We start from the raw sequence: 26,519 nt of genomic DNA, 5'->3' as shown, positions 1-26,519 counted from the left end.
CTGCCTACCGCCCCACGAGCGGGAACACCGCGAACCGCCCCGGATCGTGGGCGTGCATGATCGCCATGAAGACGATCGCGTCGAAGAGCAGGTGCACGATCAGCACCAGGGTCAGGGAGCGGGTGCGCGCGAAGATCGCGCCCTGGATCAGGGCGAACGGGAAGGTCAGCAGCGGGCCCCACTCGCGGTAGCCGAGCTCCCACAGGAACGACGCGAAGATCGTCGCCTGGAGCAGGTTCGCCTGCCACACGGGGAAGTGCCGCAGCAGCAGCGTGAAGCACACGCAGATGAAGAACAGCTCGTCCCACGTGCCCACCGCGTTGACGCCCACGAAGAAGCGCGCCGTCTCGCCGGCGTCGTCGATCGACGGCCAGTTCACGTACGCGCCCGACCGGATGAAGTACCAGGGCAGCACCAGCCAGCCGATCACCGGAACCGCGACCATGTACCACTTGTCGACCGTCGGCCACCGCTCGCCCGTGCGCCACGGGAAGCGGATCACGCGCCGCCGGTACACCCACCGGTCCACCGCGAACGGCCCCGCGACCGCCGCCAGCAGCACCGCCCCGATCCGCAGATACCGGTCCCAGTCCAGGTCAGCCTCGACCGACGTCGTCGAGATGATCGCCAGCCCCAACCCGATCAGCAGCAGGTCCTTGCCGAGCTCGCGTCCTGCCGCGAAACCAAGCGCCAACGCAGCAGCGAGCACCACGTGCCCGAGCGGCCGCGCATGCACCCCGAACAGCAGCACCGCCGAGAGTGACACCCCGGCCGCGGCGAGCAGGCCAAGAAGGCGATGGTCGCGGGCGGCTGCGTCGTCGTCGTCGGCGGTCATGGTCCTAGGGTGCCGCAGCGGTGCAGCACCCGCCCGTCCGCCCGTGCCCGCCCTCGAGAGAGGGAGGGTCGGCTCCCTCAGTCCTGGAAGTAGAAGTTAGTCAGACCCAGGATCACGCCCGCGCCAGCAGGCGACGCCTTGCCCCGCACGTCATGGTCGATCGCGATCGTCATGCGCTTCTTCTTCCCGTTCGCGTAACGCAGCTCGACCACTCCCTTCTTCACGACCTTGTACGTGCCGCGCTTGTCCGGCGGCGCGGAGCTCCAGTACGAGCCGAGGCCAGGCCAGCTACCGATCGACGTGTGCGCCCACACGAACCGCCCGTTCTTCGCCAGGCTGAGCCGGTCCGTCCAGGACGTGCAGGAGATCATGCAGAACCCGCTCCAGTCCTGGTGGATCAGGTCCGCCTTGATCTTCATGCCCTTCTTCGCGAGCGTCGCAGGCGAGAACACGGACTTGTCGTCGCCCTTCGCCACGCGGTAGGAGAACCCGTAGGTGGTGACCTTGAACTTCTGCTTGCCGATCTTCGCGACGCCGCGGCGCGCGTCGTACGAGTACTTCTTGCACGCCTTCGTGACCTTGCGGCACTTAGGTGTGCGGCCCTTCGCGTCGCCGACGTACACCCAGCGCTTGTCGAGGAACCGCATCGTCGTGACGTCCCAGCCACGCGACGAGCTGAGGGTCGTCGGCTGGTATCCCCAGAAGAACCGCCCCGAGAGTGACTTGTACTTCTTCGGTGCGGGCTTGCGCGCGATCGTGAAGCTCTTCGTCGTCTTGTAGCCGCCGGCGGCGGTCACGGTGAACGTGATCTTGCGTTGCTTCGTGCCCTTGAGCTTGACCTTGTAGACGACGCCCGGCTTGCTCGAGCGACCGTCGACCGTGCCGAGCGAGCGCGACTTCTTCTTGATGGTCATGCTCGTGCCCTTGGCGGTGATCTTGACGTTCTTCGCCTGGCCGCGGCCGGTGTTGCGGACGTCGAGCCGCAGCGTCGCCCACTTGCCCGCGTAGGCGGCCTTGACGGGCTCCCCGCCCTCGATCCTGAGAGCCGGCTTGTACGTCTCGACGAGACGCTCGGGGTAGAAGCGCTGGTAGCTCGTCGCGCCGTCGGCGCTGAGCACATCGACCCACGCGCACTCGAACGACGCTGACCGGAAGACCGACGCCGCAGCCGAGGTGAGCGTGATCGTCGAACCGCTCTCGCTGCGCGTGACGGCGAACTCCTGAGGGGGCTTGCCGTCGGCCAGGTGCGCGCCCTCGGTGACCCCACCCGGGTGTGAGACGACGGCGAGCGCCGACCGCGCTGAGCACGACGACCCGCTGAAGACGCCGAACCACACGAAGACCTGCGCGCTCCCGGACGCCGTCGGCGCCGCGGCGAACGTGATCGTCGCGGTGAGACGCTGCGCCGCCAGGTCCTGCGTCGCGACGGCGCGCGTCACGCGCTGAGCCGCGCTCGGCGACGTGGACTCCATGACGTCCGCGATTGTCACGGACCGCCGCAGCAGCCCGTCCGCCCACGACGCGGCGACCGCCCCGCTCGCTGCCGCGCCCGCCGCAGCCTCGCTCCACGCCGCTCCAGCGTCGCCGTCCGCCGCCGCACGGCCGGAGGCCGCCGCACTGCCTGAGGTGGCCGCAGGGCTCGAGGCCGTCCGCTCGCCCGACGGCGCCAGCTCGGCTGGGGCAGGCGGCGCCACCACGAGCCCTCCGTCCGAGGCCGCGGGCAGCGGCGGCGCCGCCGCCGCCGGCACCCCGCCGAGCGTCGCGGCGAGGACCGCCGCTACCGCCATCGCAAGCGTCCGTGAACGAGACATCGCGTACCCCACCTGTCGTCCGTCGTCGGGCACAACGTATGCCGGGGCGCAGGCCCCGGCGACCGCTCCTGTGGGCCTTGCGACCCTTGCGTCGGAATACCCGGCGTGCGCCGTTGTTCAGCAGAGTGTGAACACGGACGAGAGCGCTGCTGCCCCCCTGAAGATCGACGTCTGGTCGGACGTCGCGTGCCCCTGGTGCTACGTCGGCAAGCACCGCCTCGCCGCAGGGCTCGAGCAGTTCGCCGCGAGCGGCGCAGCCGTCCCCGTCGAGATCGAGTACCACTCGTACGAGCTCGCGCCCGACACCCCCGAGGACTTCGACGGTTCCGAGGTCGACTTCCTCGCGCACCACAAGGGCATGCCGCTCGCGCAGGTCGAGCAGATGCTCGCCCAGATGACGCAGATGGCCGCCGGCGAGGGCATCGAGTTCCGCTTCGACCGCCTGCGCCACACCAAGACGCTGCGTGCTCACGAGCTGCTCCACCACGCCAAGGCTGCGGGCCTCCAGCAGGAGATGCTCGAGCGCCTCTTCGCCGCGTACTTCACCGAGGGCGAGCACGTCGCCAAGCCGGAGACGCTCGCGCGTCTTGCGGCGGAGGTCGGCCTCGACGCCGACGACGTCACGGCAGCCCTCGAGGATCGTCGCCACGCGGCGGCGGTCGACGCCGACATCGCGCAGGCGCGCCAGCTCGGCATCACCGGCGTCCCGTTCTACGTCGTCGACGGCCGCTACGGCGTCTCGGGCGCGCAGGCGCCCGAGACGTTCGCGCAGGTGCTCGAGCAGGTCGTCGCCGAGCGCGTCGGGGCGGCCGAGTGACGCCGGCCGCGACGGGCGGCGAGGTCGCCGCCGTCGCCGCGCCCCCGGATCCCGACGTCGTGTCGATCCTCGCCGCGTTCCCCGTCGCGCAGTCTGCGCCCGCGGCGCCCGACGACGCCCCCGCAGCCGCGCCGACGGGTTTCGGTCTCGCGATGCTCGGCGACGCCGGGGCGGCGTGCGAGGGCGGGGTGTGCGCCGTTCCAGGTGCCTCCGCGTAGCTCAGCGAGGCCGAGGTGCAGCTCGGGTTCGGCGTCTACCCCGTGAACGTGCGCCGACGCCGGGGAACTCACGGAGCGTGACGCCTCGACGCCAGCTCGACGACAGACGGACGCGGTCCCCCCCCTGGGGCCGCGTCCGTCTGCTGTGTCCATGCTCAGTCGAGGCAGAACTCGTTGCCCTCGACGTCCTGCATCACGATGCACGACTCGTCGATACCGTCCGCCTCCATGACGCGGATCCGCGTCGCGCCGAGCGCGACGAGACGGTCGCTCTCCGCCATGAGCGCCGCGAGCCGCTCCGCACCCACGAGGCCGCTGCCCACACGCACGTCGAGGTGCACCCGGTTCTTCACGACCTTGCCCTCGGGGACGCGCTGGAAGAACAGCCGCGGGCCGACCCCGAACGGGTCCTGGCACGCGAACGCAGAACCCTGGTGCTCGGGCGGGAGCGCCCGGTCGAACTCGTCCCAGTCCGCGAAGCCGTCGGGAGGGTCAGGGATGACGTACCCGAGGACGTCGCACCAGAAGCGCGCGAGCCTCTCCGGCTCCGCGCAGTCGAACGTGACCTGGACCTGCCGCACCGTCGCTGCCATGACCACACCGTAGGCACGGCCGTGCGCGTCGCGCCCGGTCAATACGCCTGCGGCCCGGCGCGTGGAGGTCTGGCGCCCGGGCGTCTGCCGGGTGCTCAGGCGACTGCGCGGAGCTCGGGGGACTGCGCGGTGTCTCCACGATGCCCCCTGCGTCGTCGGTCGCCGCGTCGTCGCGGCCTCACCTGCGACGCTATCGGGTCACGGGCACGGCGAGGTCACGGTGCGGTCTCGTTCGTGCACGGCGCGCGGGCACTGGGGTCAGCGGCTCTGCGGGTCTTCGGTCGGGTCCGCCTCGGGCGTCGTGTCGTCGGACGGGTGCGCAGCGGCCTCGGGCTCCGCTTCGACGGCCGGAAGCTGAGGGGCAGCGTCGCCGTCGGCCTCGGCGGCCGCCTGCGCCGCGGCCTCCTTGTCCTCGACGGCCTTGCGGCCGCGGTAGTCGAGCGCGAAGTACACGATGACAAACGCGAAGACGCCGTAGCTCGACACCTCGCCGGAGCTGTCCATCCGTGAGAACGCGACGACGACCACGAGGACCGCCATCACGGCGATGCACGCGACGACGAGCGCACGCTGCCCGGCACGGCGGAAGTGGATCACGGCAGCGGCCAGCGCCGCCCCGATCCCGGCTGCGATCACGGTCATGTGAGAACACCTCGCGTCGTCGTGCCCCGGACGCCTGCCGAACGGGGCACCTGAACTCTAGTTCGCCCGGCCGCGCCGCCGCCGGGACCTCCGCCAGGCGGGCGGCTTGCCGTGCTCTCGCCCCCTCCGCTGACGGATCGCCTGGATGCACACCTGACGTGTGCAGGAGGGGGATCGGTGGGGGTTGGGCGGGCGAGGACCTCCCCTGTCCGCTGACGGATCGCCTGGATGCACACGTGACGTGTGCACGAGAGCGATCCGTGGCCGCGGGGGCTGGGCCTCGGAGGCGCGGCCCCGGGGCAGGGCCGGTGGCGTCCGCCAGCCCTCAGCCCGCGAGCTGCTTGCGGATGCGCTTCTCCGAGACCGAACCGTCCGTGCCGAGCTGCTGCGCGAAGAACGACACGCGCAGCTCCTCGAGCTGCCAGCGGACGTCGTCGAGCACCGCGAGCCGCGCGAGGTCCGGCTTGCCCTTCGCGTACGCCGCACGGGCGCGCGCGTGGTCCTCCTCGACGTCGCGGATCCGCCACGCGAGCTCCGCGTCCCGGTTCGGGTTCGACTCGGCCTTCTGCAGGCGGTGCAGGTCCGCGCGCAAGTAGCGCGGCAGGTGGCGCAGCCGCTCGGGCGGCGTCCGCGACACGAAGCCGTCGTAGACGAGCGACGCCGCGTGGTCCCGCACGTCCGTGAGCGTGTTGAGCAGTGCGAGGCTCGTCGATCCGCGCACTGCTACCTCGATCTCGCGAGCTGCGGCGAGGGCCGCGACGACGTGCCCGACGATCTGGTGCACCCGCTCCTCGAGCCGGTCCCGCACCGCGGCGCGTGCGGCCTCGTACGTGGTGCGGTTGCGGATCGTCGACGCCTCCGGGATCCCCGGCTCGCTGCCCGACGTCAGCGCCGCGATCGCTGCGACCTGCACGTCTGCGACGAGCGCCTCGGTGTTCCGGTACGGGCTCGCCGCGAGCGTGAGCGCCTGCTGCCCCGTCCACCGCGTCGTCACGCGCGCGGTGGCGAGCGCTGTCTCGGCGAGGAGCAGCGCCCGCACGCCACGGGCGTGCTCGGGCGCCTGACGGCGCTGGTCCGCGAGGACGCGCAGGGCGACGGACTCGACGTTCGAGGTGCCCGACGTCGTACCGCCCGTCGTGTTCTTGCCCTTGCCCAGCTTCTGTGCCGCCGCCGTACCCTGCGCGGTGCTCTTTGGGGCAGTAGAGCGGGGAGCGAGCTCGACGACGAGCGCCGGGTAGCCCCGCACGGTCATCGCGGCGTCGCCCGCGCCGAGGCGCGTGCAGACCTCGTCGGGCAGGGCGTCGCCGGGGACAGGCGCGCCGGCGCCGTCGCGCAGGACGGGCCAGGTCGTCAGGGAGGTCTGCTCCTCGATCACGCCGCCCGCAGGCCCGCTCGCAGCGGCGCCGTGGGCACCGGCGTCCCTCGCACCGCCGCGCCCCTCGCCGCCGCCGCCCTCGCTCCCGCCCTCGCGGCCGCTCTCGCCGCCGCTCTCGCCGAGGTAGGCCCGTGCACGCGAGGTAGGGCCGTCGACGGCACTACCTCGCGAGGAACCCCCTACCTCGGCGACAGGGCCGGGGCCAGAAGCGCCGGAGCCGTGCGCCGTGCCGCCCGCAGCGCCGCGACCCGCGCCGCCAGCCGCGGCCTGCGCCTCGCGCAGCGCCGCGCCGACCGCCGACTTCACGGCGGAACGCACCTCGGCCTGCGTCCGCGCGGCGAGGCGCCGCTGCAGCGCGACCAGGTCGGCGCCCTCGTCGACGACGACGCCGCGCGAGTCCGAGACGCGGAACATCATCCGCAGGTGGTCGGGCAGCCGGGACGGGTCCCACGCGTCGTCGGGCACGATCACGTCGCGCAGCGCGCGCACGGCGCGCGTGAACGCCGCCGTGAACGGCGTCGCCATGTCGCCCGCACGCGTGATGTCCGCCCACGCGGGCTCGTGCTCGCGGATCCAGGCGACGACGTCGCGCGCCACGTCGGGCGCGGGGACGAGCTGCACGCGCACGGGCTTGGGCAGCGCGCGGATCCACGCGGTCGTCAGGTCGAGCCACATGCCGGGCACGAGCCAGTCGAAGCCGTCCGGCTGCACGCGGTCGAGGACGGCGAGCGGGACGTGCACGGTCACGCCGTCCGACTCGCGGCCCGGCGTGAACTGGTAGGTCAGCGCGAGCCGCAGGTCGCCCTGCTCCCACTCCTCGGGGAACTCGCTCAGGTCGAGCTGCGCGGCCTCAGGCGCGAGCATCTCCGCAGTGAAGGTCAGGAGGTCCGGCGTCGTGCGCCGCGCGTCCTTCCACCACCTGTCGAAGTGCTGCGCCGAGACGACGTGCTCGGGGATGCGCTCGTCGTAGAACGCGAACAGCGCCTCGTCGTCGACCACGAGGTCTCGACGCCGTGCCCTCGCCTCGAGCTGCTCCGCCTCCTCGAGCAGGGCGCGGTTGGCGTGGAAGAACTCGTGCCGCGTGGTCCAGTCGCCCTCGACGAGCGCGTGCCGGATGAACAGCTCGCGCGCCCCGGCCGGGTCGACCTTGCCGTAGAGCACCTTGCGCTGCGCGACGATCGGCAGCCCGTACAGCAGCACCTTCTCGTAGGCCTGCGCGGCGCCCTGCTTCGACGACCAGTGCGGCTCGGAGTAGACGCGCTTCGCGAGGTGCGCGCCGAGCTCCTCGGCCCACTCGGGCTGGATGCGCGCGACCTCCCGCGCCCAAAGGCGGCTCGTCTCGACGAGCTCACCCGCCATGATCCACGCCGGCGGCTTCTTGACGACGGCCGAGCCGGGGAAGATCGCGAAGCGCGCGCCGCGGGCGCCCTGGTAGTCGTTGCGCGCCTGGCGGGCGGCGCGGCGGTCCTCCTTGGCCGGGCGGCCGCCCTTCGGCGTCGCGCGGACCTCGGTCGCCTCCTGCATGCCGAGCTGCGACAGCATGCCCGCGAGCAGGGAGCGGTGGATCGTGTCGGCGTCCCACGACAGACGGTGGTTCACGTCCTCGGGCGCGGAGCCCGCGCGCTCCTTCGCCTCCGCCATCGCCTCGGCGACGGACAGCGCCCGCGCGCCCGACGCGCCGCGACGCACGACGCCCTTGGCGTCGCCGTCGGCGACGATCGCCCGCTGCGCGGGCTTGACCTCGAGCCCGAGCTGCAGCGCCATGTCCTTGAGCTGCCCGACGACGTCCTGCCACTCCCGCACCCGCAGGAAGTTGATGAACTCCGCCTTGCACAGGCGCCGGAACGCCGAGCTCGACAGCTCGCGCCGCTGCGCCTTGAGGTACTCCCACAGGTTCAGGTACGTGAGGAAGTCCGAGGTCGGGTCGGCGAAGCGCGCGTGCATCTGGTCAGCGTGCTGGCGCTGCTCGGTCGGGCGCTCGCGCGGGTCCTGGATCGACAGGGCCGCCGCGACGATGATGACCTCGCGCCCGACGCCGCGCCGCGCACCCTCGACGATCATCCGCGCGAGGCGCGGGTCCATCGGCAGCTGCGCGAGCGCACGCCCGACGTCGGTCAGGCGCGACCCCGAGCCAGCGACCGTCTCGAGCGCGCCGAGCTCCGTGAGGAGGTTGACGCCGTCGCGGATCGAGCGGACGTCCGGCTGGTCGACGAACGGGAACTTCGCGACGTCGTTAGGCCCCGACGCGACGCCCGCCGCGACCATCTGCAGGATCACGGACGCGAGCGAGGTCCGCAGGATCTCGGGGTCGGTGAACTCCGGCCGCGACTCGAAGTCCTCCTCGGAGTAGAGGCGGATCGCGATGCCGTCCGCGACACGGCCGCAGCGGCCCGAGCGCTGGTTCGCGCTCGCCTGGCTGATCGGCTCGATCGGCAGGCGCTGCACCTTCGTCGCCTTCGAGAAGCGCGAGATGCGCGCGGTGCCGGGGTCGACGACGTAGCGGATCCCGGGCACGGTCAGCGACGTCTCCGCGACGTTCGTCGCGAGGACGACGCGACGACCCGCGTGCGGCTCGAAGACGCGGTGCTGCTCCGCCGCCGACAGGCGCGCGTACAGCGGGACGACCTCGACCGACGTCGGCAGGCCGCGCCCGTCGACACGCTCCCCGAGATGGCCGCGCAGCGCGTCCTCGGCGTCGCGGATCTCGCGCTCGCCCGAGAGGAACACGAGGATGTCGCCCGGGCCGGCGGCGAACAGCTCGTCGACGGCCTCGCAGATCGCGGTCATCAGGTCACGCTCGACGGCCTGTCGGCGCGCGGTCCCGGCGCCGCCCTTGGGTGGCTGCTTGCCCTTGCCGCCGCCGGTCTTCCGCGACCCGGCTGCGGCGTCGGGCCCCGGGCCGCCTGCGCCGCCTGCGCCGCCCGTGCCGCCCGGGCCGCCCGTGCCGCCCGGTGCGCCGAGGTAGGCCTTCGCACGCGACGTAGGGCCGTCCAAGGACCTGACTCGCGAGGAAGCCCCTACCTCGGCGTCTGTGTCGGTGGGGGCCGCGTCGGCGGCGGGGCCTACGCCCGGGGAGGGAGGGTCCGGGACGAGCGGGCGGTAGCGGATCTCGACCGGGTACGTGCGGCCCGACACCTCGATCACGGGCGCCGGGACGCGCGAGCCGTCAGGTGCCGTCGCCGCGAAATGGTTCGCGAACCGCTCCGAGTCGATCGTCGCCGACGTGATGACGAGCTTGAGGTCAGGGCGCTGCGGCAGAAGCTGAGTGAGATAGCCCAGCAGGAAGTCGATGTTGAGGGAGCGCTCGTGCGCCTCGTCGATGATGAGAGTGTCGTACGCCCGCAGCAGCGGGTCGCGCTGGATCTGTGCGAGCAGGATGCCGTCCGTCATGACCTTCACGAGCGTCGAGTCCGAGCTCTCGTCCGTGAACCGCACCTGGTAGCCGACGACGCCGCCCAGCTTGCCGCGCCGCGTCACGCCGTCGGGGCCCGTGTGCTCCGCGCCGATCTCCTCGGCGATGCGCTCCGCGACCGTGCGCGCCGCGAGACGCCGCGGCTGCGTGTGGCCGATCTGCCCTGCCCGGCCGCGGCCCAGGTCGAGGAGGATCTTCGGGAGCTGCGTCGTCTTGCCCGAGCCGGTCGCGCCCGCGACGATCACGACCTGGTGGTCGCGGATCGCCTCGGCGATCCCCCCGCGGTGCCCCGAGACCGGCAGGTTCTCGGGGTAGGTGATCGGCGGGACGTCGACGGCCTCGCGGACCTGCGCCGCGCGCTGCGCCCGCGCGAGGGCGCGCGCGTCGAGCGACGCCGTGTCCGGGAAGCGGCCGGTCCCGCGCCCACCCGAGCGCCGTCGTCCGCGACGGGCACCCGCGCCCGCGTTCCTGCGGGCGGGCGCGCCGTCGTCAGGGCGGGCGGGACGGTCAGAGGTGCTCACGACCAACCATTCTCCCGGTCGACGCAAGCCGATACCGACCCGGCTCAGTGCGGGACGATCGTCACCCGCGAGCCGGGCCGCACTCCCCACCGCTCGAACGAGCCGTGCAGCGCCTCGAGGAGGTTGCCGCGCGGGCGGAACCGGGCGGTCCGCCACGCCTTGACCACCTGGGTCCTGATGACCGTGCCCGCCTCGTCCAGGAGCGCGACGTCCAGGGCGCGGCGCATCCCGAGGGCGTGGGCGCACTGCGTCTTGATGACGACGAGCGCCTCAGGGAGGGGCCTGCGCAGGGTCATCCCGCGTGCTCGCTCCCACCCCGTGTCCGCCACGACGACAGGGCATACGGGGCGGTCGTCGAGAAAGAGATCAGCCTGACGCATCCTCAGCCCTTCGTGTCGATGGGTCGAAACTAGCCCCGAACCACCAGTCAAAAACAAGCCTGACCTGGGTGTTCTCACCCTTCGGCTTGCGTCAGGGTCGTGCGACCTCGTCGCCGAGGCGGTCGAGCTCGGCCCGCAGCTCGGTCAGCTCAGCGCGGGCACGCTGGGTTGCGTCATCGGTCGACGTGCCCAGTGCGGCGAGCGCCTCGTCGACCTTCTGCCGGGCGTCCTGCAGCGTGCCGCCAGCCGACGCGAGCTTCTCCTCGGCGTCCTTCTTGCCGTCCTTGGCGGCGTCGAGCGCGTCCTGCACCTGCCCGACGGCGCCCTGCACAGTGCCGAGCGCGTCCTCGGCGCTACCGCGCGCCTTGCCCGAGAGGCCTTCGAGCGCCTTCGCCGCCGAGGTCACGTCACCGGCGACCTCCTCGACCTGGTTGCGGGCGTCCGCGACGAACGACTTGAGCTCCTCGCCGCTCGGCAGGTCGAACGACGGGATCGAGATGTCGGGGAGCGCGGGTCGATCCTCGGCCGAGCAGGCTGAGAGGGCGAGCGCAGCGGCGAGGGCGAGCGCAGCGCCAGCGGCGCGGGAACGGGCAGCGTGCGAGGACATGGGTCGCCTCCAGGTCACGGTCGAGACGCCCATGGTAGGCGCGGCGCCTGAGACGCCGTGTCCGTCGAGGCGGGAGGTGTGCGCGCGAGACAGGGCCGCGGAGGGCGCCGCCGTGCGTCGGCGCCCCGACCTCGCAGGTCGCCGCCGATAGGGTCGGCGCATGGGGGAGATCCAGGACGTCACCGAGGCCGTGGCACCGCGTGCTCGCGCGCGCCGCTCGCGCACCCGCCGGGTGCTCGCGTGGGGCGCCGTCGCGACCGCGCTCGCCGTCGTCGCGCCCGTCGCCTGGGTGCAGGCGACAGGTCGTGCGCACGTGCACGACGCCGCGGACGTGCCCCCGCGGACCGTCGCCCTCGTCCTGGGCGCGGGTCTGCGACCGGACGGCGAGCCGTCGACCTACCTGCGGCGTCGGCTCGACGCCGCCGCCAGCCTGGTCGAGCGCGGCGTCGTCGCCGTCGTCCTCGTCACGGGTGACAGCTCGCGCGACGGCTACGACGAGCCGAGCGCCATGACCGACTATCTCGTCGCCGCGGGCGTTCCCGCGGACCGCATCGTGCAGGACTACGCCGGCCTCGACACGCACGACTCCGCCGTGCGCGCCGCGACCGTCTTCGGGGTGCGCGACGCCGTCGTCGTCACGCAGGACTACCACCTGCCGCGGGCGATCTTCTCCGCCCGTCAGGCGGGGATCGACGCGGTCGGCGTGGGCGTCTCCTCGGAGAGCGTCGAGCCGCGCAAGGCCGCCTGGTACCGGGTGCGCGAGGCCCTCGCCTCGTGGCGCGCCGCGCTCGACGCGGTCAGCGGACGCGAGCCGGCCCGGCCGTGGTCGGACGAGACTCCCGTCGACGAGGTCGCAGCCGCCGCGGCTGCGCTCGAGGCGACCGAGGTGGACGAGCGCCCCTAGACCGGAGCGCTCTGTGGCGGCAGAGCGACTCAGCCCGCCCGGGTGGCCCGGCCGCCCGAGCCCGCTAGCCGCCCAGCGTCCCCAGCCGCTCAGTGCCCAGGACGTCTCAGCGGGGTCGCCTCAGGCGACCATCCCGTCGCTCGCGTCGTCCTCCGCCGACCGGTCGCCCGGCGAGCCCGGCTCCTGCGGCAGCTCGAGGAGCGTGCCGGTCGCGCGGTGCGCGATCTGCCGGATCGTCGTCGCGTCGAGCCGCAGGCCCGTCACCTCGGTGAGCGCGAGCGCGACAGCGCGGGCGACCGAGAGGGGCGTCGGGGCGGCTGCCTCGGCGACGGGGTCCTTCGCCCGTTGCGCGACCGCTCCGTCCGTATAACCCGCGATGTAGGCGTGACGGACGGCTGCGATCGGGTAGTCGCCTGGCGTCGTGCTCGGCCAGCGGCGCTCGACGGCGTGGAGGGCCTCGCGCGCGTTGGTCAGCTGGGCGACGTCGACCCCCTCGAGCACGAGCAGCGCCATCTTCGCGGCGTCGTGCGCAGCGCGGATGTCCGAGCACGAACCGTGGTCGCACGTGTCGCACGGCGGCAGCGCGTCTGCGCGTTCCGCGTACGCCTCCAGCTGGTCGGCGTCGAGGAACGCACGTTCGTCGGTCGCAACCGCGCGCACGCAGCGCGCTGCCGCACGCATCGTGTTGCCGATGCTCATCGTTCTCCTCCTCCGGTCCGCCCTGCTGGAGCCGTGCGACGTCGCGAGCTCCGTAGGTGATAACTCCTAGGCGCGGCCGAAGGTCCCATCGGCAAGCCCGAGCGATCACTGAGAAACCACGCCCCCTTCCCGAACGTCAGCCACGACGGGGCCGCTAGTGTCTGGACATGGTGTTCACGGACGTCCCCGCGACCCGGACCAAGGACGGTCGGCTCTGCACGCCCCCGGCGCCAGGCGACGCCGCCGTCGGGCTGCTCATGCTCGTCCTCCCGCTCCTGGCCCCCGTCGTCTGGCTCGCCGACGAGCAGACGACGCTGCACGCCCCCCTCCTCCTCGGCTGGGCGGTCCTGTACGTCGCGGGCCTCGCGGTCGCGCTCAACGGCTTCATGACCGACCTCTCCCCGCTGCGGGGCATGCGCCACTTCGTGCCCGCCCGCGCAGTCGTCCTCGGCGCGCTCTACGCCGTCACCCTCCCGCTCGCGGTCGCCCTGATCGTCGCCCCCGGCGACGCACGGTCCCAGGAGGCCGCGCGCCGCGGCACGATCCTCACGACCGTGACCCCCGACCCGAGCGCCGAACCCACGCCCCCGCCGTCGGCCACCGAGCTCTGGGTCGCCGGCGGCGGCACCGTCGGCATCGGACGCGTCCTGCTCGTCGTCGCGGTCGCCTGCGGCGTCGCCGTCGTCGGGCTGTACGTCGCCAGCCTGTTCCGCAAGCCGTGGGAGCTCGCGGATAATCGGTCGGACGACGACAGCGCACGTGGCTAGGCTCAGCGGCATGTGGATCTGACCTGCCCCGCCCGACCCCCTCGACCCTGGCAGGTGACCCGTGTCCGCGATGCTCGTCGCGTCAGACCTCTCCAAGTCCTACGAGGACCGCACGGTCCTCGCGCACGTCGACCTCGCCGTCGACCCCGGCCACCGCGTGGGCCTCGTCGGTGAGAACGGCGTCGGCAAGTCCACGCTCCTCCGCCTGATCGCCGGCGTCGAGGACCCCGACTCCGGTTCGGTCGACCGCCCCGTGCGCCTCGGCTACCTCCACCAGGAGGCGCCGTACCGGCACGACGCCGTCGTCGGCGACGTGATCGACGCCGCGCTCGCGGACGTCCGCGCCCTCACCGCCGAGCTCGAGGCCGCCGCCGCGGCCGTCGACGCCGCACCCGACGACGCCCGGGACGCCGCCGCCGCCCGCTACGCCGCTGTCCTCGTCCGTGCCGAGGCTGCCGACGTGTGGGGCGCCGACGTGCGCGTCGCGCGCACGCTCGCCGGGCTCGACGTCGCCGACCTCGGGCGCGACCGCCGCATCGCGTTCATGTCCGGCGGCCAGCGCACCCGCCTCGGTCTCGCGGCGCTGCTCATCCGGCAGCCGGAGGCGCTCGTCCTCGACGAGCCGACCAACCACCTCGACGACGGCGCGGCCGAGTTCCTCGCCGACGCCCTGCGCGCCCTACCCGGCGCCGTGCTGTTCGCGAGCCACGACCGCGTGTTCCTCCAGGAGGTCGCGACCGAGATCGTCGACCTCGACCCGACCCGCGAGGCCACCGCCGCCGGACGCACCGCAACCACCTGGTACGGCGGCGGGTACCGCGACTACCTCACGGCGAAGGCCAAGGAGCGTCGCGCCTGGCAGGCGCAGTACGAGGCCGAGCAGGAGGAGCTCGCCACGCTGCGCGAGTCCGTGCGCGTGCGCGCCCGCCAGGTGGGCCACGAGCGCGAGATGACCGACCGCAACAAGATGGCGTACGGCAAGCGCGGCGACCGGGTCGAGGGGCAGGTCTCCCGGCGCGTGCGCAACGCCCGCACCCGCCTCGAGACGCTCGAGGCCGAGCAGGTGCCGCGCCCGCCCGTGCCGCTGCGGTTCACCCCGCCCAGCGGGCGGGCTCTGAAGCCCGGGCCCGACGGCGAGGCGCCGGTCGTGCTCGAGGTGCGCCGCGGCGTCGTGCAGGGGCGCCTCGACCTCCTGGCCGCAGGCCAGGGGAGGCTGCGCGTCCGCGCAGGCGATCGGCTGCTCGTCACCGGTACGAACGGTGCGGGCAAGTCCACGCTCCTGCACGTGCTCGCGGGCGACATCCCGCTCACGTCCGGGAGCCTGCACCGCGCCGACGGCGTCGAGGTCGCCCTGCTCGAGCAGGACCTGCACCTCGCTGGCGAGAAGCGCAGCCCGCGCGAGCTGCTGACCCTGATGGCGGGTGCGCGGGCGAGCGACCGCGTCCGGGACTTCGGGCTCGTCGCCGCGCGCGACCTCAACCGGCGCATCGGCGACCTGAGCGTCGGCCAGCGGCGGCGTGTGGTGCTCGCGATGATCGTCATGCACAGCCCCCACGTGCTGCTGCTCGACGAGCCGACCAACCACCTGTCGCTCACGCTCGCCGAGGAGCTCATGGAGGCTCTCGAGGGATGGCCGGGAGCGGTCGTCGTCGCGTCGCACGACCGCTGGCTGCGTCGCCGCTGGAAGGGCACCAAGGTGCACCTGCCCCCGCAGGGGACCGGGCGGTAGCCGGGCTGGGCGCGGCGGTCGGCCGATCCCAACCGGTGCTGGCCCGGTTCCGGTGACCGGCTCGGGCCCGGTGACCGGCCCGGTCCCGGTGACCGGCCCGGTCCCGGTGACCGGCTCGCGCCCGGTCCCGCGGTCGGCCCCGCCCGGCGGTCGGCCGATCCCACGGTCGGCCCTCCATGGGTGCCCGGGTTCTTGGTGCGGGGCCACCGCGTAGCGTGGGGGCATGGCTGACACGACTGCCGACCCGCACGACGACGACCCCGGGCTCGCGCGCGCCCGCGCCGCGCTCGAGGCGTCCGGGATCGAGTTCACGATCACCCGGCACGGGCGGGTGCGCTCGCTCGAGGAGGCCGCCGCGGCTCGTGGCGTCGCGCCGTCGGGCATCGTCAAGACGATCGTCGTGCGCCGCGGCGAGGGCGACCACCTGTTCGTGCTCGTGCCCGGCGGGCGCGAGATCTCCTGGAAGAAGCTCCGCGCGCACCTCGGCGTCAACCGCATGACGATGCCCGACGCCGCCGGAGCCCTCGAGGTGACCGGATACGAACGCGGCACGATCACCCCGTTCGGATCGCGCACCGCGCTCCCCGTCATCGCCGACGAGACGATCCAGGGGACGGTGTCGATCGGCGCGGGCACCCACGGCGCAGGGGCGACGGTCGACGCCGCGGCCCTCGTCGAGGCGCTCGCCGCGACGGTCGCGGACGTGACCGACCCGGAGACGCCGCGCGGCTGACGCCCGCGCCCGTGCGGCTGACTCCCGCTCCTGCGGGGCTGGCTCGCGCTCCTGCGGGGCTGGCTCGCGCTCCTGCGGGGCTGGCTCGCGCTCCTGCGGGGCTGGCTCGCGCTCCTGCGGGGCTGGCTCCTTCTCCTGCGGGGCTGTGCCTCGCCCGGGGAGGCCCACCTTGCCGGCGAGTCCGTCGGTTCCGGCGTGACTCGGTCAGTCCCGGCGGCCCCCGCCGAGGTCCGCGGGCGGTGAGTACGTCGGTCCTGGCGTGACTCCTGCGGTCCCTGTGGTCGTCGTGCCTCTGCCCTTGCGCGCGGGAGCGCGAATCCGTCGGTCCCCGCGCGACTCCGTCAGTCGGGGCATACGGACTCGCGCTGGGACTGACTGACTCAGCGTGCGGCGCTGCCGTGTGGCGCGGCGCGGTGCGGCATGCACCGCCTCGGCGAGGCGGTGCGGCGTGGCGCCGGGGGTGCGGGGCGCCGTCGCGCGGGCGCCGCGCCGCGGGGAGGGGCGCCGGAAGCGGGGCGCCGGCCACCCGGCCGGTTCAGCGCTGGCGGACGCGGACCTCGATGTGCTTGTTGCTCTGACGGGACTCGATGCGCGGCTGCGCCTTCATGAGCGCGCTCAGCTTGGAGAAGCCGTAGAGGCGGGGGTCGAAGTCGGGCCGCAGCTTCGTAAGGTTCTGCCCGACGGAAGCGAGCGATGCCCAGCCGTCGTCGTCCGACACGTCGTCGATGACCTTCGTGATGAGCCGGATCGGGACGGGCGACGCCTTTGCGTCGCGCTTCGTGTCCTCCTTGACCGGCTCCGCCTTCGCGGTGGGCTCGCCCTTGTCCTTCTTCGTGCCCCGCGTCGGCTTCGCGGGGGCCTCGGTCGCGTCGGCCGACGTCTCGTCCGCCGGGTGCGCGTCCGCGCGCAGCAGCTCGGTGTAGATGAACTTGTCGCACGCGGAGACGAACGGCTTCGGCGTCTTGCGCTCACCGAAGCCGTAGACCGTCAGGCCCTCCTCGCGCAGGCGCGACGCGAGGCGCGTGAAGTCGGAGTCGGACGACACGAGGCAGAACCCGTCGAAGCGGCCCGTGTACAGCAGGTCCATCGCGTCGATGATGAGCGCGCTGTCGGTCGCGTTCTTGCCGTGCGTGTACGCGAACTGCTGCATCGGCTGGATCGAGTGGTCGAGGAGCACCTTCTTCCAGCCGCCGAGGTTGGGCTGGGTCCAGTCGCCGTAGATGCGCTTGACGCTCGCGACGCCGTAGCGCGCGATCTCCTCGAACAATCCCTCGACGATCGCGGGCGCGGCGTTGTCGGCGTCGATGAGGACGGCGAGGTTGACGTGCGGCCGTGACTCGGGCGTGGCGGGGGGCATGCGGCGGATCCTTCCCTGGGCGGTGCTGCGAGGCTATCGCGTGCCAGGTCAGGCCGCGCGGGTCACGCGTGGGTCACGCGGGGGCGAGCGCCTCGCCGTCGGCCTGCGCTGCGGGTGCGTCCCCCTCGGCAGGCGCGTGGACGACGTCGTCGCTCAGGTCTCCCGCGCCGTCGGCTCCGGCTGTTCCGGCTGCTGCTGCCTCGGCCGCAGCAGCCGCCTCGGCGGCCTCCTTGGCCGCCTTCGCGGCCTCACGCTCGAGCGCGCGCTGGTACTCCTCCTCGCGGCGACGCTCGCGCGCGAGGTTGAAGCGCGGGTAGTCGCCCGCGAGCTTCGCAGCGGCGAACAGGCTCCGGACGTGGTCGTACATCGCCTCGTCACGGTCGAGGCCGAAGAGGCCGGTCGCGTGCGCGTCGAGGAGCTCGACGAACGTCTGCCAGACGTCCTTCTTGAGCTCGCCGTCGTACGGGCCGAGGAGGAACGTGTCGCGGTGCGGCGGGATCTGGTCCATGACGGCGACGGGCGGCGAAGCGATGCGGAACCGCGGCGACGGCGTGTAGGGGCGCGTCCACGCGGCGACGGGCTCGAAGACGTGGGACATGCTCATGAGCACCCACATCTTCTCCTCGTCCTTGTCGCGCTCGCGGAGGATCTCGTTCTGCACGGCGGAGACCATCGCCCACGCCTCGTCGTACTTGCGGGTGATCCAGTCGCGCACGTAGGTGCCGCGGTCGAGGCCGCACGCGTTCCAGGCGTCGCGGTTCGTCTCGAACGGCATCCAGGACGTCGCGCCGCGGGCGAGGAACGGGGAGCGCAGGACGTCGAGGGCGTCAGCGAGGAGTACCTGGCGGGCGCGCTCGTGGTGGGCGCCCTGGAGCTCGTCGACCGCCCGGGTCCACGCGCCGACGTCGCGGACGACGTCGATCAGGCCGGGGGTGCGGCGCATCGCGACCTGCTCGTCGGAGTCGTCGACCGCGCACGTCCTGCACACGGCGCCGGGCTCGGAACGGTGAAGGTCCCACGGCACGAAGAGCTTGGCCTTGCGCGCGTCGGGGCAGTCGGGCGTCGTGTGGAGCTGAACGCTGCGACCCAGCCGCGGGGCGTCGCGGTAGAGAGGCTCGTCGGCCTCCCACGCCTCGCGGAACGGGAAGTCGGACTCGTCCAGAGCCTGGATCTCTCTCAACGAGAACACGGTGCACGTCCTCTACGTCAGGGGCCCGGCCACGGGTCGTGGTGCGGGTACCCAGATATCGGCACGCCTGTCTCGAAACTGAACCTCCGGGGTGTCGTTCGCGCCTCCGTTCGCACCTTCGGAGGGGCGGTTTGTCGCGGTTGCGGCGGGCCTGTCCGGTCGTGTCAGCCGCAGCCGATAACGTGCGTGGCATGCGGATCCTCCACACCTCCGACTGGCACCTGGGCCGGACGCTCCACGGCGTCAACCTGCTGGGCCACCAGTCGGCGTACCTGGACCACCTGGTCGAGGTGGTGCGGGCGGAGGGTATCGACGCGGTCGTCGTCGCCGGGGACGTGTACGACCGGGCGATCCCGCCGGTCGAGGCGGTCGAGCTGTTGTCGGGCACGTTGCGCCGACTGCTCGAGGTGACGCAGGTCGTCGTGTCGCCGGGCAACCACGACTCGGCGGCGCGGCTCGGCTTCGGTGCGGACCTGATGCGCGAGGGCCTGCACGTGCGGGCGCGCTCGCGGGACGTGGGCACGGCGGTCGAGCTGCACGACGCCGAGGGGAACCTGGGTGCGCTCGTGTACGCGCTGCCGTACCTGGACCCGGACGACGCGAGGCACGTCCTCGCGAGCGAGGACGGACCGCTGGCCCGGTCCCACGAGGCGGTCACGACCGCCGCGATGGAGCGGGTGCAGGCGGACATGGCTCGGCGGCGGGCGCGCGGGGGCGCGCCCGTGCCGTCGGTCCTCGCGGCGCACACGTTCGTCGTGGGCGGCGAGGCGAGCGAGTCGGAGCGGGACATCCGCGTGGGCGGCGTGGACTCGGTGCCGTCGGGCGTGTTCCGCGGCGTCGACTACGTCGCGCTCGGGCACCTGCACGGCCCGCAGCGCGTGCCGGTCGCCGACCTCGACGGGCGGCGGACGGTCGCGCGGTACTCGGGGTCGCCGCTCGCGTACTCGTTCTCGGAGATGAACCACCGCAAGTCGAGCGTCGTCGTCGACCTGCGCGCCGACGGTGTGCACGGCGAGCCTGAGCTGATCGCGGCGCCCGTGCCGCGCCGTCTGACTGAGGTCCGCGGGACCCTCGAGGAGATCCTCGGCGAGCTCGGCGAGGAGCACGTCGACTGCTGGACGCGCGTGCACGTGACCGACCCGGCCCGCCCCGAGAACCTCGTGGCCCGGGTCAGGGCCCGGCTGCCGCACGCGCTCGCGGTGCTGCACGAGCCGCCTGCGCGCGTCGGCGAGGGTGCGGATGCACCGCACCTGACGGCGGCCGACCCGTTCGACGTCTGCTGCGACTTCGTGACGCACGTGCGCGGAGGCGGCGAGGCTGCTGCTCCGGACGAGGCGGAGCAGGCCGTCCTGCGGCGAGCCCTCGAGAACGTGCTGGCCGCGGAGAGGAGCGCCTGATGCAGCTGCGCTCGCTCACGATCCAGGCGATCGGGCCGTTCAAGGACGCGTTTACGATCGACTTCGCGCGCCTCGCCGAAGGTGGTCTCTTCCTGCTCGAAGGCCCGACGGGCGCGGGCAAGTCCACGATCATCGACGCGATCGTCTTCGCGCTCTACGGCAAGGTCGCGTCCGCGGGTGCGAGCGACGACCGGCTGCGGTCGACGCACGTCGGTCCCGAGGTCGAGTCGTTCGTCGACCTCGTGCTCGAGGTCCCCGCGGGCGTCTACCGGGTGCGACGCAGCCCCGCGTACGACCGGCCCAAGCAGCGCGGCACCGGCACCACGCGCCAGCAGACCAAGGTCAACCTGTGGCAGCTCTCTGCGGCGGACGCCGACGCGCTCGACACGAGCAGGGACCCTGGCGACCAGGCGCCCGGCCAGCTCCTCAGCAGCCGCGCTGACGAGGTCGGCGACGCGATCGGCCGGATCCTCGGTCTCAGCCGGGAGCAGTTCGTCCAGACGATCGTGCTGCCGCAGGGCGAGTTCGCGAGCTTCTTGCGCGCCAAGCCCGAGGACCGCTCCGCGCTCCTGCAGCGTGTGTTCGGCACGGAGATCTACCAGCGCATCCAGAACGAGCTCGTCGAGGCGCGCAAGGAGGCGGACCGCCGCGTCCTCGCCGCCGAGCAGAGCATCGGCCGCGCCGCAGCGACGTTCATCGAGGCCGCGCGACTCGAGCCGGAAGAGAGGGACGCCGTCGCAGGGCTCGCCGGGTCGGTCGTCGGAGCCGCCGAGCTGACGGCCGCGATCGACGGCCACCTCGCGACGCTCGGCGCTGAGCACGAGCGGCTCACCGCCGCGTGCGCGGTGTCTGCCACGGCCCACAGCGAGGCGAGCGAGAGGCACGTCGCCGCGGTCACGACGCACCGCCTCGTCGTCGCGCGTCACGAGCTGCACGCCCGCCGCGACGAGCTCGCCGCAGGTGCGACCGAGCACGCTGCCCGCGTGCAGCGCCTCGACGCGGCCCGCCGCGCCGCCGTCGTGCTGCCCCGGCTCGACGAGCTCGAGCTCGCCGCCGGCACCCTCGCCAAGGCTGCGACGACCCTCGAGAACGCGCTCGTCGACGCGCACGAGCACCCCGTCCTGCATTCGTGGCTCACCGCGACGCAACGCGACGACGCTCCCGTGCCCGGCGACGAGACGCTGCGCTCGGAGATCGACGAGCGCCGCGCTCGCGCGGGGGAGCTGCGCCGCCTCGTGACGATCGAGCGCGGCCTCACGGAGCGCGCGGTGACGCTCGACGCACGGGACGAGGCGGTTGCCGAGCTGCGACAGGCGCTCGCCACGAGCGAGTCCGCTCTGGCCGAGCGGCCCGCGCAGCGCCTCGTCCTCGCTGCTCAGGCGGGCGAGGCGACCACGACGGCGGCGCTCGTCGACGCACGTCGCGGGGCGCTGACGACCGCCGAGAACCGGCTCGCAGCAGCGCGCGCCGTGGACGCCCTCGCCCCCACGATCGAGGCCGCTGACGCGATCGTCGTCAAGACCGCGACGGACGCAGCCGCTGCCGTGGATCGCGAAGCCCGCCTGCGGCGTGCGCGCATCGACGGGATCGCCGGCGAGCTCGCGACCCAGCTCGTCCCCGGCGAGCCGTGCGCCGTCTGCGGCGGCACCGAGCACCCCGCCCCCGCGACCGTCGGCGCGGACCACGTCTCCCCCGAACAGGTCGACGCCGCAGCCGCAGACCGCGAGAACGCCGAACGGGCCCTCGCCGACGCACGCGACGCGCGCGCCCACCTCGACGCCGAGCTCGCCCGCCTCCGCGCCGCGGCCGGCGACGCGACCACCGCCGACGCGCTGGCCGCGGTCGAGACCGCGCGAGCCGCGCTCACCGAGGCTGAGGCGGCCGTCACGACGCTCGCGACCGTCACCGCAGCGATCGAGGCGCACGACGCCGAGACCGCCCGCATGCGCGCAGAAGCCGCCGCCCTCGAGTCGCGGATCGCCGCCGAGGCCGCCGCCGTCACCGAGCAGCGCACTGTCCTCGAGCAGGACCGCGACGCGGTGCGCGAGGCGCGCGCGGACGCCGAGACCGACCACCTCGCGCGCGACGCGGACGATGACGGCGTGACGCTCGCACACGTCCGGGACGACCTCGAGCTGCAGTCCAGGCTGCTCGAGCACCTGCTTGAGGCGTCGTCAGACCAGCGCCGCGCCCACGAGGCACACACCCGCCTCGCCGCTGCCGCCCAGGCTGCGCTCGCCGAGGAGAAGTTCGACGACGCCTCGGCCGCGCGGGCCGCGGCGCTCGACAAGGCCGAGCACGAACGCCTCGCCGCGCAGGTCGCCGAGGTCGAGCACGCGCAGGCCGCCGTCCGCGACGGGCTCGCTCGCCCCGAGATCGCCGCGCTCCCCGACGAGCTCACCGTCGACCAGACCGCCGACGCCCTCACCCAGGCGGAGGCCGTCCTCGCCGCAGCCGCCGAGGCGCTCGAGCAGGACAAGCACCTCGTGGCGCTCACCGAGGACACGCTCAGCCGCGCCCGCACGGCCGCAGGAGGCGTCCAGGCCGCCCTCGACGCCTCCCGCGCCGAGCGCGAGGCGCTCGCCCCCGTGATCCGCATGGCCAACCTCGCGTCCGCCGCGACCGCCGACAACTCCGCGGCGCTGACCCTCTCGACCTACGTCCTCGCCCGTCGCTTCGACGACGTCCTCGCCGCAGCCAACGACCGGCTGCGCCAGATGTCCTCCGGCCGGTACGAGGTGCAGCGGTCGACCGAGAAGGAGTCCCGCGGAGGCCGCCGCCTCGGGCTCTCCCTGCGCATCGTCGACCACACCACCGAGACCGCACGCGAGCCCGCGACCCTCTCCGGCGGCGAGACCTTCTACGTCTCCCTGTGCCTCGCCCTCGGCCTCGCCGACGTCGTCACCGCCGAGTCTGGCGGCATCGACCTCGGCACCCTCTTCGTCGACGAAGGGTTCGGCTCCCTCGACCCCGCGACCCTCGACCTCGTCATGGCCGAGCTCGGCAAGCTCCGCGCCGGCGGACGCACCGTCGGCGTCGTCTCCCACGTCGAAGCCATGAAGAGCGCCATCGCCGACCGCATCAGCGTCCGCCGCGCCCCCGACGGCTCCTCCCGCATCACCGTCCTCGCCGGAGCCTGACGGCCCGGTGCCAGGCGCCGGGAGCCGGAGCCGGGAGCACAGAGCTAGGCGGCCCCGCGGGGCAGCGTCCTTGCCGCGCGGCCGGGCGACGCCCAGGAGAACCGGCCCTGACCTGCGCAACTGCCGACGAGGCCTCCACTCACGGGTGGACACCGACGTGCGAGACAGTCACACCCCAGGACGATGCCCCACCGCAACCCCACGCCATAACGTCGCAGCATGTCCCGCGTCCGCCTCGTGCTCGCCATCCTCGCCATCGCCGTCATCGCCACCGCAGGAGTCCTCGCCGCCCGCACCCTGCTCGGCGAGCACGCGGCCGACACAGCCGCCGCGAGCCAGACCGCACCCGCGAACACCAACGGCCGGATCCCCGACGACCGGCTCGTCGAGATCGAGACCGGCCACCGGCTCATCGCCCCCGCCGCCGACGCCTTCGCCCAGCTCAAGCAGGCCGCCCACGACGCCGGCCACGACCTCAGCGTCAACTCCGCCTACCGCGACCTCGCCGAGCAGGCCAAGATGATCGACCTCTACGGCCTCCTCGAGGACGGCGGCCGCGCCGCACCCCTCGGCGAGAGCGAGCACGGCGACGGCACGAGCGTCGACCTCACGCTCAACACCGAGGCGCTCATGTGGATGCGCGAGCACGCCCCGACGTTCGGGTTCTTCGAGACCATCTCAGGCGAGCCCTGGCACTGGACCTGGCAGGCCGGCTGACCCGTACCGGCGGAGACGAGGAGACGAGCGCTCGGGAGTTCACGCCCCGAGCGTCTTGAGCACTTCGTCGCACCACGCCGCGAGCGCGCTCGTCGAGGAGAGGACCACCGGGGTCAGCATGGACTCGTCGAGCTCGGCCAGATGGAAGAGCTCGCCCGCCCACGCTGCGGGCAGGTAGGTCGCCATCGCCGCGATCATCTCGACGAGCTCGCGCGGGTCGATCTGCGCGTCGCGCGCGATCGAGCGCCAGTGCACCCGATCCACGTCGCCGAAGTGCTCGTTGCCGCTGACCCGCATCGGCATCTTGACCCTCGACATCGGCAAGCGGGTCTGGGGAAAGAACGGCGCTGCGTACGGGGCGTACGACGCGAGGTCGTACAGCGGCGTGAGGGTGGCGGACGGGCCGACGTACAACGAGTAGTTCTTCGCGTGCGCGTCCGTGCCGCCGGCCACCCAGTTGAACGCGAGAGCCACGGCGAAGGCGCGCTTAGCCTCGGCCCGGTTCGCTGCAGGGAGCAGGTCGAGCGCCGTGAAGACGCGCGTGATGCCCGGCCCGCCCTGGGACTCGTACTTGCGCAGGGACGACTCGCCGACCACCTGGCACATGTCCTCGGCGTGCACACGCAGGACGCCGCCGTCGGTCGCGTGACGGTCGAAGCGCTCGACGACGAGAGCATGCTGATCCTCGAACCACATGAGCTCGACGGGCGCGACGGGCACGACCTGACCCACGAGCGCGGCCGCGACGCGCATGGTCAGGAACTCGATCACGTCGGAGGATTCGAGGCCGTCGACTCCGGTCTTGAAGATGTGGGTCGAGGGGACGACCCCGGTGGGGACCGCCCACCGGTCGCCGTGGCGGGCCAGGGCGAACTTCGACTGTGCGCCACCGAGCGAGAACCGCCCGGGGTGGTCGGAGGGGACCCAGGTGCTCGAGCGGGCGCGCAAGCCGCGGATGCGCTCGGCGATCGTCGCCTCGTCAGTCGGCTCGAGCGCGCCCGCCTCGGACGGGTCGGTGTCGTGCGGGAAGAACGAGGCGGCCCCCGCGCAGTCGGCGCCGACGTGCCACAGCAGGTCGAAGGGCCGGGCGGACTTCGCCCCGTGAATGCGGGCCCACTCGCGCGTGACCTCGCCGTTGTCGGGCAGGAGGTTGTCGAGGTAGTTCGTGACGCGATCGCCCTTGTGCCGGCGGGAGGTCATCGGCAGAGAGAAGGACAGCGGGTAGTCGCCGAAGGCGGAGACGTACGCGGGCTCGTAGTCGAGGACGAGGCCGGCCGGTGTCTCCGTGATGACGGCGGCGCGGGTGCCGTGCAGGTGCACGTCGAGCTGGCGCGGGCGGCTCACTGCTCGGAATCCTCGGGCTGGGGCGGCAGGGCTCGGAGGGCCTCGAGCGCGCGAAGTCTCTCGGCCTGCTCGTCGACGATCCGCCGCACAGCGTCCTTCGCCGCTGTCGAGCCGGTCCTGGACAGCGTGGTGGCGGCGATGCTCGGGACCTGCTCGCGGAGCGAATCCGCAGTCAAGGACCCGACCGTCCGCGCACCCACGCGGGCCAGCATCTGCCCCGTGAGGGCTTCGCGGAACTTCCCCACATCGAACAGGCTCCGGTCGGCCGCTCGGGCCTTGCTCGACCGGACATCGAGGTCGAGATCGAGCGCGGCGAGGGCAGCGAGCACGAGGCTCACGCGCGGGTTGAGGGCGCCGGACTCGAACTGGCTGACCCACTGGCGGGTGGTGCCGATGCGCTCGGCGAGCTCGGCCTGGGTCAGGCCCTGGTCGTGGCGCTCCTGGCGCACGAGCGCCCCGAGGTCGTCGGTCGTGATGACACGCATCGCGATCCTCCTGTCATGTTTCAGTGACATCGTAACGAATGTCAGAGAAAACTGGCAGATAATGTCATGTGAACACGACACGCGCCCAGCTGTCGGGGAAACCTGACATGGGAGTCAGCGGGAACAGCGGGTCAGAAGGACGGGCAGGTCCCTCAGGCGAGCGCGGACCGCGAGAGCGTTCGAGGCGCGGTGAGCGCGACGTCGAACAGCTCGGCGAACAGGTCGTCCGCAGGCGCCGTCAGCTCGGCAGCCGCGAGCACGTCCGCCCACGGGACCCCGACGGGGTGCTGACGCAGGAAGTACCGGAACAGCTCCGCGGTCGCGATCGTGTCGCCCAGAGCCGAGTGCGCATGCTCGTTGATCACGCCCGCCTGCTCGCAGCACACCGCGAGTGTGCGCTTCGGCCCCGGCAGGTGCGTCTTCGCGAGCTGCTGCGTGCACAGCCGCCCCGGCACGCGGAACGGGTAGGCGGCGAGCTGGAACTCGTGCTCGAGGAACCGCAGGTCGAAGTCCACGTTGTGCCCCACGACGACGCGGCCCGCCAGCAGCGCGGCGACGTGCTCGGCGACCTCGATGAAGCGGGGGGCATGCTCGACGTCAGCAGCCGTCAGGCCGTGCACGTGCGTCGGACCCACCGGGCGGTCGGGGTTGAGCAGCGTCTCCCACGTGTCGACGACCTCGCCGGCGCCGTCGAGCCGCACCACCGCGATCTCGATGACACGGTCACCGGTGCGCGGGGAGAACCCCGTCGTCTCGGTGTCGATCACGGCATATCCAGGCACGTCTCGATGCTGCCACGACGCTGTGACACGACCGCGCAGACCCGCCGTGGCGGATTCCCGCGGAT

At 73.2% G+C, this 26,519-nt stretch carries 22 protein-coding genes; 9 read left to right on the top strand and 13 right to left on the bottom strand.

The window, feature by feature from the left end; genetic code table 11:
• Nucleotides 1–4: 4 nt before the first annotated feature.
• Together ATL41_RS07680 and ATL41_RS07675 are read right to left on the bottom strand one after the other, a co-directional pair.
• Nucleotides 5–835: a CPBP family intramembrane glutamic endopeptidase gene (locus tag ATL41_RS07680; RefSeq protein WP_098457953.1), complete on the bottom strand. Its 831-nt coding sequence runs from the start codon at nt 833–835 to the stop codon at nt 5–7.
• A gap of 77 nt (nt 836–912) precedes the next feature.
• Nucleotides 913–2,622 (bottom strand): hypothetical protein, encoded by a 1,710-nt coding sequence (locus ATL41_RS07675; RefSeq protein ID WP_143556592.1) that lies wholly within the window; start codon nt 2,620–2,622, stop codon nt 913–915.
• 151 nt (nt 2,623–2,773) lie between these two features.
• On the opposite strand from ATL41_RS07675, the gene ATL41_RS13525 reads away from it, so the two are divergent.
• Both ATL41_RS13525 and ATL41_RS07665 read left to right on the top strand, forming a co-directional pair.
• A complete protein-coding gene (locus ATL41_RS13525) occupies nt 2,774–3,463 on the top strand; it encodes a DsbA family oxidoreductase (RefSeq protein ID WP_143556591.1) in 690 nt (229 codons plus the stop codon).
• On the top strand, nt 3,460–3,681 hold the full coding sequence (locus ATL41_RS07665; protein WP_098457950.1) for a hypothetical protein: 222 nt from the start codon (nt 3,460–3,462) through the stop codon (nt 3,679–3,681). The genes ATL41_RS13525 and ATL41_RS07665 overlap by 4 nt, the downstream gene beginning before the upstream one ends.
• 155 nt (nt 3,682–3,836) lie before the next feature.
• Here the strand turns inward: ATL41_RS07665 and ATL41_RS07660 are convergent, their stop codons facing one another.
• From ATL41_RS07660 to ATL41_RS07630, 5 genes are all read right to left on the bottom strand, one after another.
• Nucleotides 3,837–4,274 (bottom strand): VOC family protein, encoded by a 438-nt coding sequence (locus ATL41_RS07660; protein ID WP_098458985.1) that lies wholly within the window; start codon nt 4,272–4,274, stop codon nt 3,837–3,839.
• A gap of 258 nt (nt 4,275–4,532) precedes the next feature.
• Nucleotides 4,533–4,916 carry a hypothetical protein gene (locus ATL41_RS07655; RefSeq protein WP_098457949.1) on the bottom strand — a complete coding sequence of 128 codons (384 nt, stop codon included), beginning with the start codon at nt 4,914–4,916 and terminating at the stop codon, nt 4,533–4,535.
• A gap of 325 nt (nt 4,917–5,241) precedes the next feature.
• Nucleotides 5,242–10,224 (bottom strand): DUF3418 domain-containing protein, encoded by a 4,983-nt coding sequence (locus ATL41_RS13520; protein WP_425432664.1) that lies wholly within the window; start codon nt 10,222–10,224, stop codon nt 5,242–5,244.
• A 44-nt stretch (nt 10,225–10,268) separates the two neighbouring features.
• Nucleotides 10,269–10,520, bottom strand: coding sequence for a DUF192 domain-containing protein (locus ATL41_RS07635; RefSeq protein WP_169924518.1), 252 nt, complete (start codon nt 10,518–10,520; stop codon nt 10,269–10,271).
• A gap of 175 nt (nt 10,521–10,695) precedes the next feature.
• Nucleotides 10,696–11,211, bottom strand: coding sequence for a hypothetical protein (locus ATL41_RS07630; RefSeq protein ID WP_098457947.1), 516 nt, complete (start codon nt 11,209–11,211; stop codon nt 10,696–10,698).
• A 160-nt stretch (nt 11,212–11,371) separates the two neighbouring features.
• Here ATL41_RS07630 and ATL41_RS07625 point away from each other — a divergent pair, with 160 nt between their 5' ends.
• Complete coding sequence (locus ATL41_RS07625; RefSeq protein WP_098457946.1) at nt 11,372–12,115, top strand: SanA/YdcF family protein; 744 nt, start codon at nt 11,372–11,374, stop codon at nt 12,113–12,115.
• Nucleotides 12,116–12,235: 120 nt separating this feature from the next.
• Here the strand turns inward: ATL41_RS07625 and ATL41_RS07620 are convergent, their stop codons facing one another.
• On the bottom strand, nt 12,236–12,814 hold the full coding sequence (locus ATL41_RS07620; RefSeq protein ID WP_098457945.1) for a hypothetical protein: 579 nt from the start codon (nt 12,812–12,814) through the stop codon (nt 12,236–12,238).
• 167 nt (nt 12,815–12,981) lie between these two features.
• On the opposite strand from ATL41_RS07620, the gene ATL41_RS07615 reads away from it, so the two are divergent.
• The 3 genes from ATL41_RS07615 to ATL41_RS07605 all read left to right on the top strand — a co-directional run bounded on the left by ATL41_RS07615 (nt 12,982) and on the right by ATL41_RS07605 (nt 16,043).
• Nucleotides 12,982–13,581, top strand: coding sequence for a hypothetical protein (locus ATL41_RS07615; RefSeq protein WP_098457944.1), 600 nt, complete (start codon nt 12,982–12,984; stop codon nt 13,579–13,581).
• 70 nt (nt 13,582–13,651) lie between these two features.
• A complete protein-coding gene (locus ATL41_RS07610) occupies nt 13,652–15,310 on the top strand; it encodes an ABC-F family ATP-binding cassette domain-containing protein (RefSeq protein WP_098458983.1) in 1,659 nt (552 codons plus the stop codon).
• A 223-nt stretch (nt 15,311–15,533) separates the two neighbouring features.
• On the top strand, nt 15,534–16,043 hold the full coding sequence (locus ATL41_RS07605; RefSeq protein WP_098457943.1) for an aminoacyl-tRNA deacylase: 510 nt from the start codon (nt 15,534–15,536) through the stop codon (nt 16,041–16,043).
• Between the two features lie 535 nt (nt 16,044–16,578).
• Here ATL41_RS07605 and ATL41_RS07600 read toward each other — a convergent pair.
• Complete coding sequence (locus ATL41_RS07600) at nt 16,579–17,400, bottom strand: NYN domain-containing protein (protein ID WP_098457942.1); 822 nt, start codon at nt 17,398–17,400, stop codon at nt 16,579–16,581.
• A 73-nt stretch (nt 17,401–17,473) separates the two neighbouring features.
• The gene (locus tag ATL41_RS07595) at nt 17,474–18,589 is read right to left on the bottom strand and encodes a hypothetical protein (protein ID WP_098457941.1); all 1,116 of its coding nucleotides are present in this window, start codon (nt 18,587–18,589) and stop codon (nt 17,474–17,476) included.
• Between the two features lie 191 nt (nt 18,590–18,780).
• On the opposite strand from ATL41_RS07595, the gene ATL41_RS07590 reads away from it, so the two are divergent.
• The 3 genes from ATL41_RS07590 (at nt 18,781) to ATL41_RS07580 (ending at nt 23,843) form a co-directional block, all read left to right on the top strand.
• Complete coding sequence (locus ATL41_RS07590) at nt 18,781–19,986, top strand: exonuclease SbcCD subunit D (protein ID WP_098457940.1); 1,206 nt, start codon at nt 18,781–18,783, stop codon at nt 19,984–19,986.
• Nucleotides 19,986–23,126 carry an AAA family ATPase gene (locus ATL41_RS07585; RefSeq protein WP_098457939.1) on the top strand — a complete coding sequence of 1,047 codons (3,141 nt, stop codon included), beginning with the start codon at nt 19,986–19,988 and terminating at the stop codon, nt 23,124–23,126. The genes ATL41_RS07590 and ATL41_RS07585 overlap by 1 nt, the downstream gene beginning before the upstream one ends.
• A gap of 219 nt (nt 23,127–23,345) precedes the next feature.
• The gene (locus ATL41_RS07580) at nt 23,346–23,843 is read left to right on the top strand and encodes a M15 family metallopeptidase (protein ID WP_098457938.1); all 498 of its coding nucleotides are present in this window, start codon (nt 23,346–23,348) and stop codon (nt 23,841–23,843) included.
• A gap of 39 nt (nt 23,844–23,882) precedes the next feature.
• On the opposite strand, the gene ATL41_RS07575 is transcribed toward ATL41_RS07580, so the two are convergent.
• The 3 genes from ATL41_RS07575 to ATL41_RS07570 form a co-directional block, all read right to left on the bottom strand.
• Nucleotides 23,883–25,187, bottom strand: a complete 1,305-nt coding sequence (locus ATL41_RS07575) for a HipA domain-containing protein (protein ID WP_169924517.1) — start codon at nt 25,185–25,187, stop codon at nt 23,883–23,885.
• A complete protein-coding gene (locus ATL41_RS13170) occupies nt 25,184–25,672 on the bottom strand; it encodes a helix-turn-helix transcriptional regulator (RefSeq protein WP_169924516.1) in 489 nt (162 codons plus the stop codon). Before ATL41_RS13170 ends, ATL41_RS07575 begins: the two co-directional genes overlap by 4 nt.
• A gap of 152 nt (nt 25,673–25,824) precedes the next feature.
• Nucleotides 25,825–26,454 (bottom strand): 3'-5' exonuclease, encoded by a 630-nt coding sequence (locus ATL41_RS07570; protein WP_169924515.1) that lies wholly within the window; start codon nt 26,452–26,454, stop codon nt 25,825–25,827.
• Between the last annotated feature and the right edge of the window lie 65 nt (nt 26,455–26,519).

It is taken from the genome of Flavimobilis soli (assembly GCF_002564025.1).
Lineage (GTDB): Bacteria > Actinomycetota > Actinomycetes > Actinomycetales > Cellulomonadaceae > Flavimobilis > Flavimobilis soli.
This window is presented reverse-complemented; position numbering and strand designations above follow the sequence as displayed.

Bases quoted from the DNA above. Each gene is read 5' to 3' on its own strand.
- ATL41_RS07585 (WP_098457939.1), top strand. From the start codon at position 19,986: ATGCAGCTGCGCTCGCTCACGATCCAGGCGATCGGGCCGTTCAAGGAC.
- ATL41_RS07615 (WP_098457944.1), top strand. From the start codon at position 12,982: ATGGTGTTCACGGACGTCCCCGCGACCCGGACCAAGGACGGTCGGCTC.
- ATL41_RS13170 (WP_169924516.1), bottom strand. From the start codon at position 25,672: ATGCGTGTCATCACGACCGACGACCTCGGGGCGCTCGTGCGCCAGGAG.
- ATL41_RS07680 (WP_098457953.1), bottom strand. From the start codon at position 835: ATGACCGCCGACGACGACGACGCAGCCGCCCGCGACCATCGCCTTCTT.
- ATL41_RS07655 (WP_098457949.1), bottom strand. From the start codon at position 4,916: ATGACCGTGATCGCAGCCGGGATCGGGGCGGCGCTGGCCGCTGCCGTG.
- ATL41_RS07610 (WP_098458983.1), top strand. From the start codon at position 13,652: ATGCTCGTCGCGTCAGACCTCTCCAAGTCCTACGAGGACCGCACGGTC.
- ATL41_RS07660 (WP_098458985.1), bottom strand. From the start codon at position 4,274: ATGGCAGCGACGGTGCGGCAGGTCCAGGTCACGTTCGACTGCGCGGAG.
- ATL41_RS07580 (WP_098457938.1), top strand. From the start codon at position 23,346: ATGTCCCGCGTCCGCCTCGTGCTCGCCATCCTCGCCATCGCCGTCATC.
- ATL41_RS07625 (WP_098457946.1), top strand. From the start codon at position 11,372: ATGGGGGAGATCCAGGACGTCACCGAGGCCGTGGCACCGCGTGCTCGC.
- ATL41_RS07620 (WP_098457945.1), bottom strand. From the start codon at position 12,814: ATGAGCATCGGCAACACGATGCGTGCGGCAGCGCGCTGCGTGCGCGCG.
- ATL41_RS07635 (WP_169924518.1), bottom strand. From the start codon at position 10,520: ATGACCCTGCGCAGGCCCCTCCCTGAGGCGCTCGTCGTCATCAAGACG.
- ATL41_RS07675 (WP_143556592.1), bottom strand. From the start codon at position 2,622: ATGGCGGTAGCGGCGGTCCTCGCCGCGACGCTCGGCGGGGTGCCGGCG.
- ATL41_RS07630 (WP_098457947.1), bottom strand. From the start codon at position 11,211: ATGTCCTCGCACGCTGCCCGTTCCCGCGCCGCTGGCGCTGCGCTCGCC.
- ATL41_RS07590 (WP_098457940.1), top strand. From the start codon at position 18,781: ATGCGGATCCTCCACACCTCCGACTGGCACCTGGGCCGGACGCTCCAC.
- ATL41_RS07600 (WP_098457942.1), bottom strand. From the start codon at position 17,400: ATGCCCCCCGCCACGCCCGAGTCACGGCCGCACGTCAACCTCGCCGTC.
- ATL41_RS07605 (WP_098457943.1), top strand. From the start codon at position 15,534: ATGGCTGACACGACTGCCGACCCGCACGACGACGACCCCGGGCTCGCG.